The 12,236-nt window shown below is 56.3% G+C and carries 11 protein-coding genes; 3 read left to right on the forward strand and 8 right to left on the reverse strand.

Annotated features, from left to right (window positions below; all coding sequences use genetic code 11):
• The 4 genes from V5A26_RS10220 to hjc form a co-directional block, all read right to left on the reverse strand.
• The coding region (locus V5A26_RS10220; RefSeq protein WP_332322431.1) for a PAS domain-containing protein at positions 1-740 on the reverse strand (740 nt) is incomplete at its 3' end.
• 170 nt (positions 741-910) lie between these two features.
• The gene (locus V5A26_RS10225) at positions 911-1,267 is read right to left on the reverse strand and encodes a pyrimidine dimer DNA glycosylase/endonuclease V (protein ID WP_332320400.1); all 357 of its coding nucleotides are present in this window, start codon (positions 1,265-1,267) and stop codon (positions 911-913) included.
• A 180-nt stretch (positions 1,268-1,447) separates the two neighbouring features.
• Complete coding sequence (locus tag V5A26_RS10230) at positions 1,448-3,658, reverse strand: PAS domain-containing sensor histidine kinase (RefSeq protein WP_332322432.1); 2,211 nt, start codon at positions 3,656-3,658, stop codon at positions 1,448-1,450.
• A gap of 740 nt (positions 3,659-4,398) precedes the next feature.
• A complete protein-coding gene (gene hjc / locus V5A26_RS10235) occupies positions 4,399-4,830 on the reverse strand; it encodes a Holliday junction resolvase Hjc (protein WP_332320398.1) in 432 nt (143 codons plus the stop codon).
• 842 nt (positions 4,831-5,672) lie between these two features.
• Here hjc and V5A26_RS10240 point away from each other — a divergent pair.
• Together V5A26_RS10240 and V5A26_RS10245 are read left to right on the forward strand one after the other, a co-directional pair.
• Positions 5,673-5,906 (forward strand): hypothetical protein, encoded by a 234-nt coding sequence (locus V5A26_RS10240; RefSeq protein ID WP_332320397.1) that lies wholly within the window; start codon positions 5,673-5,675, stop codon positions 5,904-5,906.
• A gap of 361 nt (positions 5,907-6,267) precedes the next feature.
• A complete protein-coding gene (locus tag V5A26_RS10245; protein ID WP_332320396.1) occupies positions 6,268-6,654 on the forward strand; it encodes a hypothetical protein in 387 nt (128 codons plus the stop codon).
• A 378-nt stretch (positions 6,655-7,032) separates the two neighbouring features.
• Here the strand turns inward: V5A26_RS10245 and V5A26_RS10250 are convergent, their stop codons facing one another.
• The 3 genes from V5A26_RS10250 to V5A26_RS10260 all read right to left on the reverse strand — a co-directional run bounded on the left by V5A26_RS10250 (position 7,033) and on the right by V5A26_RS10260 (position 10,018).
• Complete coding sequence (locus V5A26_RS10250) at positions 7,033-7,752, reverse strand: universal stress protein (RefSeq protein ID WP_332320395.1); 720 nt, start codon at positions 7,750-7,752, stop codon at positions 7,033-7,035.
• 1 nt (position 7,753) lies between these two features.
• Positions 7,754-8,467: a hypothetical protein gene (locus tag V5A26_RS10255; RefSeq protein ID WP_332320394.1), complete on the reverse strand. Its 714-nt coding sequence runs from the start codon at positions 8,465-8,467 to the stop codon at positions 7,754-7,756.
• A gap of 90 nt (positions 8,468-8,557) precedes the next feature.
• Positions 8,558-10,018: an APC family permease gene (locus V5A26_RS10260; RefSeq protein ID WP_332320393.1), complete on the reverse strand. Its 1,461-nt coding sequence runs from the start codon at positions 10,016-10,018 to the stop codon at positions 8,558-8,560.
• 663 nt (positions 10,019-10,681) lie between these two features.
• On the opposite strand from V5A26_RS10260, the gene V5A26_RS10265 reads away from it, so the two are divergent.
• A complete protein-coding gene (locus tag V5A26_RS10265; protein WP_332320392.1) occupies positions 10,682-11,659 on the forward strand; it encodes an aldo/keto reductase in 978 nt (325 codons plus the stop codon).
• 119 nt (positions 11,660-11,778) lie between these two features.
• Here the strand turns inward: V5A26_RS10265 and V5A26_RS10270 are convergent.
• The coding region (locus V5A26_RS10270; protein WP_332322433.1) for a sensor histidine kinase at positions 11,779-12,236 on the reverse strand (458 nt) is incomplete at its 5' end.

Raw genomic sequence — 12,236 nt, forward strand, 5'->3', positions numbered from 1 at the left:
AACAGTTCGTACGCCGGGTCGTCTTCGCCCAACTCCTCTCGGGCGTCTTGCATGCCGACGAGGCCGTCACTTTTGATGGTTTTCCGACAATATGACTGCTCCATCGGTGCCGATTCGTCTGGCTGGAGGAGTTTGTGATCGCCAACAGCGTGGACTATCTCCTGTACGTCCTCTTCCACTTTCGTCAAGAACCCGTAGGGCAGGTCCAGGTACTCGCATCCGATTGCGAGGATGCGCTCGGCTTTTTCTTCGAACGTGAGAACGTCCTCAGCGCCAATCTGGTAGAGTTTTGCCAGAATCTCCTGTTTTTGTTCTGCAGCCCGGGCCCTCCGCTCACGCTCTGTGACGTCCCGGACCACGCCGACGATATCTTCAGTGCCGTCATCCCGGATTTGTTTCGAGACGCGAACGTCTACCATCTGCTTGGTTTCCTGGCCAATTCCGAATGTTAGAATCTCGTCTTGAATTTCTCCCTCGGCAAGATTGTTGATCACCGTACCGAATCGATCAAACTCCTCGGAGTGAACCAGTTCTGACTCGACCAGCGTCTCGAACGTCTCGCCAACCAGGTCGTTCCGTTCAAATCCCGTCAAGGAGCAAAGCGATTCGTTGACGTAGGTGATGGTACCGTCCAGAGTGACGACAAAAACACCGTCTCGAACGGCTTCGATGATGGATCTATAGCGATTGGTGTTCTCTTTGTTATCCCCCAAAGCACCGTTATCGGGGGCCGTATCCATGTTCTCACATCACACTAATACAGGTTAGGTGTTTTGTTCCACTAGCCGCAACGGCGTGTAGAGGGATCATCGAACGGTGCTGGCAACACACCATTACCTGAAGGCTGTCAAAACGGAGGGACTGAATCCAAGGGGTAAATAATTCCAGCAATCCCGGGCGGCAGACGGAGTCAGTTGGTAGTAGAGTCCGTTTCCATAGTTTCGATTCGGTTTTGGCAATCGTCACACCGGTTTCGGAGGTTCGCGCGGTTGCGTTCCGGGTTGATGCTGCCCAACTCTTGGGTGTCTTCGTAGTTCATTGGCGAGTCGTGGGTCATTCCTCTGCGTTCGAGTTCGTCCGCCAGGTCATCGTGTCGGGCCTGGAGCTTCGATGTATCGAGTTGCTGTCGCTCGGCATGCCCACGGACGATCGCCTCACCATGTGGATGGTTCCGAAGCGTCCCGACCGCCTGGTGCATTTCGGTGTGTTCGCCAAGCAGATGCTGGTCACAGAGCAGCTGTGGATCGATTCCCCACATCCGCGTCATCCGTACATCGCCTCTCTACCGTTGCATACGAATCTCATGAGTTAACCTCCCCGGTTTGCGACATACGCGCGATGTATTTAGCACAGTCACTGGGATGTACCTGTTCTATGATCAAAGTGCGGTGCAAGACTTAGAGCATGTCGTCAGCAGGAGGTAATCGGCAAGTTTGAGGGCTCGGTGTCAATTCACAATTGGTAGCTCAATCACAAACACACTTCCCTCAGGATCGTTATCTTCAATCCAGATTTGGCCTCCGTACCGATCAACAAGCGTCTGGACGAGGTATAGACCGATCCCGGTACCGACGCTATCAATTCCGGTCTCGCCTTGCTCGAATATGCGCTCTTTCTGCTCATCTGGAATGCCAGGACCGTTGTCGGCGATCCGGATTCGTACGACTTCGTCAGCCGTCGTCGCTGAGACGGTGACTTCAGGAACCTCCTTGTCGTTGTGATTGATGGCATTGCTGAGGAGATTTCGGAAGACCGATTCGAGCAGATCGTCGGCAAGCACCTCGACTTGGGGGATCGTGCCGTTGACTGTTATGAGCGCCCGTTCGTTGGACGGACGAACATCCTGGATTTCGTGTTCAAGGACGCCCTTGAGGTCCACGGGTGAGCGCTCCGTTTGCTGCTGCAGCAAAATTTCGGTCACATCACGTGCCGTTTCCGTGATATCGACGGCGTCGCGGGCGGCCTCTAGAACCTGTCGAACGTACTCCTTGTCACCGGTTTCGACATGCTTCTCTAGCATCTCGGCGTAGGAAAGTACGAGTTGGAGGTCATTGCGGATGTCATGTCGGACCACCTGGTTGAGCAACTCCAGATCATCCCGCTGGCGTTCGAGGGCCCGCTCGTACTCCGTACGTTCGGTAATGTTCCGTGCGTACCCGAGGATTCCGTCGGGGTCGGAGCCGACGGACTCGTAGGGAATGAGGATCGTCTGCAATGTGAGCACATCGCCGTCGGCGGTTCGGGCTTGCCGCTCCGGGATCATGAGCGATTCCCCGGACTCGATAACTTCGCGATCCTCTTCCCGGTAGCGTTCGAATCTCTCTTCACTCATTCCCATTTCCCGTTCGGTCTTGCCGATCATCTCCTCCGGGGCTAACCCGAAGATCTTCCCGACGGCCGCGTTCGCGAGGAGGTACTCCCCGTCGTGGTTCTTGAGGAAAATTGGATCCGGGACGAGATCTATGATCTGCCGGAGGCGCTTCTGGGACTGTTTGCGGGCCCGCTCGGCTCGCTTTTGCTCGTCGATGTCCTGGTGGATCCCGACCGACCGGACGGGGTTGCCCGCTTCGTCCCACTCCATCACCTTCCCCACATTCCGGATCCACTTCCACTCGTCGTCGGCGGTCTGGAGGCGGTAATCGACGGTGTAGAGGTCTTTCTCTCCTGCGAGGTATTCATTGAGGGCCTTGTCGTGAGGTTCCCGATCCTCTGGGTGGAGCAACTTCTCCCATCCTCCGATCTCGTTTATGATCTCCCCAGAACTGTAGCCAAGCATTTCAGCCCACTGATCGCTCCGGACCACCTTGTCCGACTGCATGTCCCAATCCCAGATGCCAAGGTTTGCCCCCTCTATGGCAAGTTCGAGACGCTCTTTCGTGCGGCGCAACTCCCTTTGCTGGGCCTTCCGTTCGGTAATGTCCCTCGAAGAGAATACTACCTCGTCAGGATCTTGATCCCCGAGAGGGGAGACCTTGGCCTCGAACCATACTTCCTCACCGTCGATATGGAGTCGGTACTCCGTGGACGTAACCTCGCGGTTTTGAAGTGCTTTATCGATTGCTGACTGGATTTGCTCCGCGGCTGTGGGATCCAACATCTCGTCTATCGTGGAGCCTTCCAATTCTTCGGGAGCAGCAATTAAGAGGTCCTCCTGTCCCGTCATCACTTCCTTTGCCGTTCCCGCTGCGTCGTATTGTATAACGATATCTGGAATCGTGTCCGTAATCGCTCGGAGCCGATCTTGCTGCTGCCCCAGTTCATGCTCGGTCCGTTTCCAATCGGTCACGTTCCAGAACTGGCAGTGTGTTCGAACGACCTGCCCGTTTTCGTCATACTCTATCTTCCCATCCACAGAGACTACTATCGTGTCACCGTCGCTCCGTTTCATCTCGAACTCGGCAGCAGAGATCTCGCCACTGGCTTTGAATTCTTCGAATTGGCTCTCGAACGTGGATTTGGAATCCGCCGTGAGCAAATCCCCAAACCACCTCCCGATTACTTCGTCCCGTTCGAACCCCAGTGTTTCGAGCCAGGCGTCATTGACCGAGAGAATCTCTCCATCGGCAGTGAGTGACTGGTACGGGTGGGGTGCCCAAGATTCAAGAACCTCTTTGGAGGCAGGTGGTGGCTTCTGTCCACCATCGTCAGAATCGGGCATATGAGGATGTTGTGGTTCAATACTCTTACCAATTCGGTCAAATTTTATACGCTGAGCAGGCGCAATACCACGGCGTTCACGCCGTGGATACGCGCCGTCACTCAGTGTTACGTTCCACCGACAATAGCATAGTCCGAGTTTCCAATCCATGCATTCAAGTGACAAGAATCACTATACAACAGTAAGTTCAGGTCGGAACGGAGCGGATTCCGAACGACCTTCGGAGGCGGCCTGCCCGCCCCTGTTAACGAGGCAGTATTCGAAACACCGACGCGGTAAACGCGAATCCTCGAAGGGTTCGCCTGTGCCCCTCGGTCGAGCAAACCCGAAGATAACTCCAAGTCCGTCGACGCACCAGCAACTCCCTGCTGGCAAAAACAACAGATGGGAGTCAACGATGCTGAGGATGGGAGTAACGGCGGTTTGGCACCGTCCTCAGAAATCTTTGATTTCTGATGTGCGAACGAGAGCTTTGCTCTCGTGAACGCCAACTCCCCCACTCCGATGCTGTGGGACTACCCGCGCCCGAAAGGTGTGGTAGTCCGGTGACTGGACTACAAACCTGAAACTCCCACCGCTGAGCAAACCGGAGGTTTGCGACGGACGCAAATCTTCGATTTGCTTGACTCGGGATTCCTCCGACTTCACGCGGAGGAGGATGTCAATCTGGCATGCAGCAGATATGCGCACTCTATTCAGCACGAAGACAGATTCCTCTCTCGTTGCTGTAATGAGACACTCTAAGCGAGCACCTCGGAATCGCCCAGTCGAATTTGTGTCGATTCGCCCACGAGTTCCAGGATATCCTCCCCCTCCGCAATCGCCGTCTCCAGTTTGACTCGATAGTTGCCACCATCGGTTACATACAACTCACTCGGGGCAAAGAACGACCAGTCCCGCTCGTCGAACCGGATGCCGATCCTAGGCTCCGCTCCGAAATTCTCCGCAAAGAACTCCAATGCGGTCACCTCCTCGCCATCTATGTAAATCGGATCACCGCTCGAAGACTTGGCCTCGATGGCATAGAACGACTCCCCATTACCCGCCAAAACGTCTGGCAGATCGCGGTCGGTCGCGCTTCCCGATGCGGGGGCACGCATGACCGCAAATCCGGCTTCATCGAGTCGATTGACGAGTTCGCGTTCGCGGCGTTCGCCTTTGCGGTTTGCCATTACCGAGGAATTGGTTTTACTGTGTGTTAATAGACATCCTGGCGGAGCGAAAGTGAAACTCCACATCGGAGATGGTGCCGGTGTCTGGCCTTTGAAATACGCAACCGAGTTTCAATTAGAGTAATTCCTTTGGAGGGAAACGGACAAAACGAATCCGAAGAGTTCCGAGGACTTCTCATCGGAACAAACCGGCCATTTGGGGTTTTGATGGGAGATGATAATGATTGAATGGATCTATTCAGAGGCGAATATCGATACGATGGCCGCTTCATCCGCGGCCGGAAACTGCATTAAGAAGGTGGGGTAATGCCTGAGAACTCGGTGACTAGCCCATCACTCGGTGTCCCATTGAACGCGCTCCACCCTGTAGCTTCCACACTCCGGGCATTGGTAGTGCTGGACGTCGAAACACGCTCCGCATTCTTGGCACTCGTAGGTACCTGGAGAAGAACGTGTCAGCGAAACCAGCTTGGTGACTACCCCCATCCAGACTCTAATTGGGCTTCGGCTTGCAAAGAACCCGGAGACCTTTCATAGAAACGCCCTCCTCTGTTTACCACGTCTGCCGTATGTCCGCTCGACAGCTGACGACGGTCATTTCGTCTCCAGGATCAAAGAGTTCTGTCCGATTGCCCTCCGAGATTTTGAACTCAGCCTCAATGAAACACTGATCGAACTGGGTACGGGTATTATGGAGGTTGCAAGGCTAAAACCCCGCCCTTCAGGGCCGGGCGGATGTCAACAACGGCACGGCGTGGGCAATCTGGCACGCACCCTTTGTTCTGTTTCCCGGGTACTACGCCAACACGACGTTTGAACCGGAATTGTCGTGGTGGATGCCGATGCTCGTACTCAATGCGATCATTCTCGTCTGGGTTTACAATAATATCCGTCGGAGCATTCTGGCAGTACTCTTGTTCCACGCGTTCGGGAACCTGACGGGCGAACTGATGGGGTTCGTCCCTGAAATGTACCCGTTCATCCTCTCGGGTTACGCTGTCGTCGCAGTGATTCTCGTGGTTGGTTGGAGCCCCGGATCGCTACGGGGATGGGACGTCCAGTCGCCGCCGGCATAGATAGCGAGCAACCGGTCATGAGGTCCAATTTCAAGACGTACTCATAGGTGTCTCTCTGTGGTTGGGCGATCCGAGGAAAGGATTGGAATAGCAACCGTCTTCCTGTGGCGAATCGATCAGATGAATCGCCAACGTGCTGAATTTGCGCCGTATATCTCGCAGACCTCCGGAAATATCCCCCACTAACTGTCAGATATGATGTGACCGACTTGGAGGTTCTATTCATCAACTTCTTCGAATGGTACTAAAAGCCGAAAGAGGGGACAATCTACTAGAAATTAAGATGGATTGACTTAGACCTGTGAACACCTCTGCACGACTGCCAATTAACGCTTTTTTCGATGGCCCGCGAAGAGTCAGTATGCTTCGAACGCTATTGTCAGTCATCGGTCTGGTAATGGTGTCGATTCCACGCAGGATCGTCGAAACTGCAGAGACTTTAGCGTTTGAGAACCCAGAGGACGCCATACTTCGTGGATCGACCATCCCGATGGCCCGCGTTGAAGGGATCGGGTACCTGCTCCTGGTCCGCCGGGGTGCTTTCCTCTCGGAATTCGTAGGCAAGATATTTTACCTATTTGGATCAGCCGCGGTGGTCGCACCGCGTCGGTACCTGAATTTTGGATTGTCGCTCGCCTACGAGAATCCAGACGACATCACCGTAAAATCGTTGGTGATACCGGCGACGCGGGTACTTGGAATTACTGCGTTAGGGCTGACGGTCGTGTCGCTCCGCGGTGAGGGGTGACGATTGATGCTGCGGAAGGGCCACGACTGTGCATGAAGGCCCGATATCACCGCGTGACCGATTAATAGAACTCCACCGACCAGGAACAGTGTCGGACTCCACTGTTCACTCCCGTCACACTGTGAAGGTTTGGCACCGATTACATGCAAATCACAGAGACCAGAAATAACTTACTGAGGGCGGGATTCGGGATTCTTTTTTGCGAGGTATGCGCGATCTATTCAGCACGCAGTTATTTTCATTCGAGAGTCTGACTGAGGGAGGACCATACCCATCAGATTCCCTTTTCCTTTCCTCACCTCCAGATGGCTCCCGTTACCACGGCAGCCAACTTACTCACCAGCCGACAAGACCGACTTTGAGAGGTCTCTGTGGTACTCAGGCGTCCACATTGCGGACCACAAGTACCGGACGACCGGCGCGTTCGATGATCTGGGTGGGAACGTCGCCGAGGATCTGTTGGACCAGCGTCGGTTCGGTCTCGCCGAGGATGAGAACGTCATGGTTCTTCGCGGCGTCCACGATGTCCGCAACTGGGGAATCACTCTCGACAGCGGTCGTATCGATACGCTTGGGGTCGACCCCGCTGGCCTCAAGTTTGTCCGCAACCCCCCGCAGCAGGGCCTCACCGACTGTTGGGTCCTCTTCGCCGGTTGGGCTCGCGTGGTACAGTGTGACTGTCGCGCCGCTCTCTTTCAGGAGCCCCCCAACCACCGAGACGATTCGTGTAACGTTTACATCGCCCCGGATGGGGACGAGAACACGCCGAATTTCGCGGCCGTCTTGGGGAACGAGGATGACATCGCACTCGTATTCGTCGGCGACGCGGTCCACTGTTTCTGAACGGTCACGGGTGAATACGACGACTGTTTCGATATCTGTTCCCTCTGGAAACTCCGTGGCGATGGCTTCGATTCGCTCGATTGCGTCGGCCTCGTGTTCGTCGCGCATCAGTTCGAGGGCGGTCTGGTCCGGGACTGGATGCCACCCGACGAGCACGACTTTCGCGGGATAGAGGAGTTCTAATAGGTCGGGATCCGGTCTTTCCTCCGAGGAAACGTCGACTGGGACCAGGACTCTCGGTTCTGACTTGCTCATGTTACCGTTCCTTGCGAACCGTAAGTACCGGCCGTCCTGTTTTTTTCTGTATCCGGTCTGGCAGATCGCCGAGGACACGCTCGCGTATACCCGGTTCGGCCTCACCCATCACGATGAAGTCGTGCTCCCTAGACAGTTCGAGAATCTCGCTTTGCTGGGTCTCGGCTGTCGGCTCCTTCCAGGTGATGCGCTGGCGATCGAGACCCCGCTCGGTCAACCAGTCGGTCGCCCCACGGAGGTATAGCTCCGACTTGGCACTGCCCTTCTCGACACTCTCGGCGTGGTATAGTGTCACTTCGGGATCGCCAGCTTCCATCGCGAGCTTGACAACCTCGAGAACCCGAAACATGTTCTCTTCGTCTTTCAATGAGACGAGGACGCGGTCGATCGTATCGATGGCCCCCGACACAAGCACCCCGTCGCAGTCGTACTCATTGGCGACTCGGTCCACTGACTGGACGAGGTCACGCGTGAACACCAACACTGATTCGATATCGGCGCCAGCTTCGGCGAACCGTTGAATGCTCGACCGCAGCGCCTCTTTCGCCTCTTCCTCGTACTCGTCACGGAGTTGATCGGGTGCTGCCTGATCGGGCACCGGATAGTACCCCAGCGCCACAATGCGTAACGGATGGAGCAGCCCGACCAGTTCCAGTGCCGGTTCCTCGGGGTCCGATGCGTCGATTGGGACAAGTAGGGTTGGGTCCGAAATCATGGTGTGGCTCCGTTGAAATCGTTTGCTGCATCTCCCGGTGAGTGCGTGCCGATCGCTGACCAGCGCGGACTGCTGTCGCTTGTCCAGAAATTAGCCATCGGTACCACCACCCTCCAGCGTCGACGCCCGCCCATCACCAGTCACGTTGAAGTTCACCTCGACTTCCACCTCGACCGCTGGTGGCGAGCGGTAGGTCGCAAGGGCGCTGGTATCGTCGACCCGCGGGCGGACGTAGATAGCGTACCAGACGACAGCACCGACAATAAGGCCGCCGGCCAGCAGTATTTGTTGTAACGCCATAAACCCGATGAGGGCGAACGACAACACCGACCCGAGGGCAGGGACGACAGGATATCCCGGGACCTGAAAGGACGGCTCATAGCCCATCGCCTCGGTTTCTCGGAACACGATAAGTGAGACGTTGAGCAAGCCGTAGACGAGCAGGTGCAACACACTACCCGCTTTCGCCAGCGCGTTGACCTGGCCGGCAACAATGAACACAAGGATGAGCGCACCCGTCAACACGATTGACCGGTACGGCGTGTTGAAGTCATCGTGAATCTTCGACAGACGGGAGTCCATTAGACCGTCCCGACCCATAGCGTAGTTGATTCGTGAGGCCGAAAGCACGGATGCGTTGGCCGAGGAGGCTGTCGCAAGTAGTCCGCCAAAGGTTAACATCCCGACACCGACCACACCCACGCCGAAGGCACCGAAAATCGTCTCAGCGCCTGTTGCGATCGCGGTGCCCGAGCCGGCGACGCGCTCCAACGGAACGACGCCGAGCAGGATGAGCATCGAGACAGCATAGATAATCGTCACAAGCAAAACACCCCCAACCATTGCTCGGGGGAGATTCCGTCCCGGTTCTTTAATCTCGCCCGCGACGGTCGCTATTTGGGCAAATCCTAGATAGGAGACAAATACGAGTGCAGTCGTCGGCAAGATGGCTCCCTGGCCCTTTGGAAAGAAAGGCCTGAGTGTCGCAAGGTCTGTTTGTGTCGCCCCAAGCGCAATGAACGCTCCCAAAATACCAAGCAGGACAATGACGATGACGTTCTGTAGGTCGCCAGTTCCGTCGGTACTGAGATAGTTTACTGCGATAAACACACTCGCTGCGACGAGGCCACCGACCTGGGCCCCACTCAACGGTAGCGCCGAGACGTATCCGAGGTGTAACGGCAGGCTTGCCATCAGCGGGGCGACGTAGTTACCGAACCCGACGGCGTAAAACGCCGTCGCGAACGCTAATCCCAGCCAGTTGCCGAGGCCGGCTATCGAGCCAAAAAGTGGTCCGAGCCCTTTGTTGATGAAATGGTACGGCCCACCCGATGCCGGCATCGCGGTCGCGAGCTCGCTTGCCGATAACGCTGTGAGCATGGCGATGGCGCCAGCAACCGAGAAGGCAATCGCCGAGGCGGGACCCGCGAGGGCCGCAGCGGCACCCGGAAGAACGAAGATGCCAGCCCCGACCATCGTCCCGACGCCGATCATTAGCGCCTCCTTCAATCCGAGGGTGCGTTCGAGTTGTATTTCCGTCTCACCCTCCATCCCGTTTAGGCAAGGAGAGAGGTAATTTAATTCTAGTGGTTATTCGTGGTTTTCGATGGGCCAGTTCCGTTGCCTTCCAGGGTAACCAAGAGGCTATGGGGAACGGTCATCCCTCAGTGAAACCAAATCTCACCACGGTACCAGTGGAAGCACACGGGTGGCGATCGCCGACTACAATCAAAACCTGTACAGGTTCGATAACATCCGAACCACCTCGAGAACCATGAACTGGACCATCAGAAAGGACGGAGAATAGGATTTGGCGCGAAGCAAGTCCAGCGACCTCGCCGCCAGTGTCTTCGACGCGACCACGTTCGATGAGGACCGACTCGGAACCCTTTGAAAAAATGCGACCGGCCGGTTCGATGTCTCTAGGCGGCTGGTCGATTCAACCAAAAGCGGGGCGGATGAATGACTTTCCGAAGCCGCGTGACCCCGGGCGCCGAACTAAATTTGCGCGCTGTATTCTTCACGCTCCGTGAGACCTAATCAGAGGTTGTCAGAAACCGACTGCTGCATTAAGAGGCTGTATTCAGCACACCTGCAGAAAACCGCCGTCAACCGAAAATTGGCCATGGCCGCCTGATCAAAAGTGCCACGGCCGAGGGTGAATCATACCACACCTGGCCGAATCCTTTTTTCCCCTTCGATCCTGCACCAACTATGGAGTACACCACCCTCGGCTCCACGGGCATGGAAGTCAGCCGAATCGCCCTCGGCTGTATGAGTTTCGGGAGCAGTGAGTGGCGGGAGTGGGTACTGGACGAGGAGGAAAGCCGGGAAATCATTGAGCGGGCGATCGACCTGGGAATTACCTTCTTCGACACAGCAAACATGTACTCACTGGGCGAGTCCGAGCGCGTCCTCGGAAAGGTCCTCGCGGAATACGATCGCGATGCGCAGGTCGTCGCCACGAAGGGTTTCTTCCAGATGGACGACGACAATTCCAACTCCGGCGGCCTCTCCCGGAAGGCCATCGAGCAGGAACTCGCGAACTCCTTGGATCGACTGGGCATGGAAACCGTCGACCTCTACCAGATCCATCGCTGGGATTACGACACACCGATCGACGAAACGCTGTCAGCGCTCGACGACGCTGTCCGTCGGGGACAGGCGCGGTACGTTGGCGCTTCCTCGATGTGGGCCCATCAGTTTGCCGAGGCGCTCGCGACCAGCGATTGCCTGGGTCTCGAACGCTTCCAGACGATGCAGAACCACTACAACTTGCTGTATCGCGAGGAGGAGCGGGAGATGCTGCCACTCTGTGATCGCGAGGGTATCGGCGTCATCCCCTGGAGCCCGCTGGCACGTGGATACCTCACTCGCCCACACGAGGAGTTCGACGCCACGACGCGGGGCGAGACTGACGATTACGCCCATGAGCACCCCTACTTCGAAAGTGGCGGGCGAGAGATCAACGAGCGGGTCGGGGAACTGGCCGACGAGTACGGCGTTACAATGGCCCAGATCGCGCTCGCGTGGCTGCTCGAACAGGACTCCGTGGACGCGCCGATCGTCGGTACCACCAGCGTCGAACACCTCGAAGAGGCCGTCGAAGCCCTCGATATCGACCTCTCGAAATCGGATCAGGAGTATCTCGAACAGCCATACGAGCCTGTACCAGTCTCGGGCCACGAGTGAACGCGGTCGAAATATTCTCGAAACCCGGGGAAACGCGGTGTCATTGCCTCTCGTATTCAGTACGATCCGGGACAATCTGATCAGAATCTGTCAGTAACCGGTTGCTGCATACAGCGGATCTATTCAGCAACGAACTCAACACCAGTTATCTCGAATCGAGCGCCACCGTCAGCCCCCTCGGTCACCCGAATCTCCCAGTCGTGGGCTTCCACGATCTCTTTGACAATACTCAGACCGAACCCGGTCCCCTCTTCTCGTGAAGAATACCCAGCCTCGATCACCTCATCGCGCTCTGCCTCAGGAATCCCTGGCCCATCGTCTTCCAGGTAGAATCCGTCATCGAGTGTACTCACTGTCACCGTCACTTTGTCGCCACCGTGCTCCACCGCATTGCTGAACAGGTTTTCAACCAACTGCTGGAGTCGAGTTTTATCCGCTCTGACGACGGCGTCAGTGTCGATGAGCAACTCTCCCGATTTCGTCTCCACATTGTGCCAGCAACTTTGACCCAGTTCGGCGAGGTCGACCGGTTCCCTTTCGCCGACGGCTTCCCCGGCACGAGCCAGCCTGAGGACAT

Source organism: Halodesulfurarchaeum sp., assembly GCF_036626455.1.
Taxonomy (GTDB): Archaea; Halobacteriota; Halobacteria; order Halobacteriales; family Halobacteriaceae; genus Halodesulfurarchaeum.

What these genes read in the sequence shown, in the direction of transcription:
- V5A26_RS10225 (WP_332320400.1), bottom strand. Translation starts at nt 1,267, where the DNA reads ATGACGCGGATGTGGGGAATCGATCCACAGCTGCTCTGTGACCAGCAT.
- V5A26_RS10230 (WP_332322432.1), bottom strand. Translation starts at nt 3,658, where the DNA reads ATGCCCGATTCTGACGATGGTGGACAGAAGCCACCACCTGCCTCCAAA.
- V5A26_RS10240 (WP_332320397.1), top strand. Translation starts at nt 5,673, where the DNA reads ATGCTCGTACTCAATGCGATCATTCTCGTCTGGGTTTACAATAATATC.
- V5A26_RS10265 (WP_332320392.1), top strand. Translation starts at nt 10,682, where the DNA reads ATGGAGTACACCACCCTCGGCTCCACGGGCATGGAAGTCAGCCGAATC.
- V5A26_RS10250 (WP_332320395.1), bottom strand. Translation starts at nt 7,752, where the DNA reads ATGAGCAAGTCAGAACCGAGAGTCCTGGTCCCAGTCGACGTTTCCTCG.
- V5A26_RS10255 (WP_332320394.1), bottom strand. Translation starts at nt 8,467, where the DNA reads ATGATTTCGGACCCAACCCTACTTGTCCCAATCGACGCATCGGACCCC.
- V5A26_RS10245 (WP_332320396.1), top strand. Translation starts at nt 6,268, where the DNA reads ATGCTTCGAACGCTATTGTCAGTCATCGGTCTGGTAATGGTGTCGATT.
- V5A26_RS10260 (WP_332320393.1), bottom strand. Translation starts at nt 10,018, where the DNA reads ATGGAGGGTGAGACGGAAATACAACTCGAACGCACCCTCGGATTGAAG.
- hjc (WP_332320398.1), bottom strand. Translation starts at nt 4,830, where the DNA reads ATGGCAAACCGCAAAGGCGAACGCCGCGAACGCGAACTCGTCAATCGA.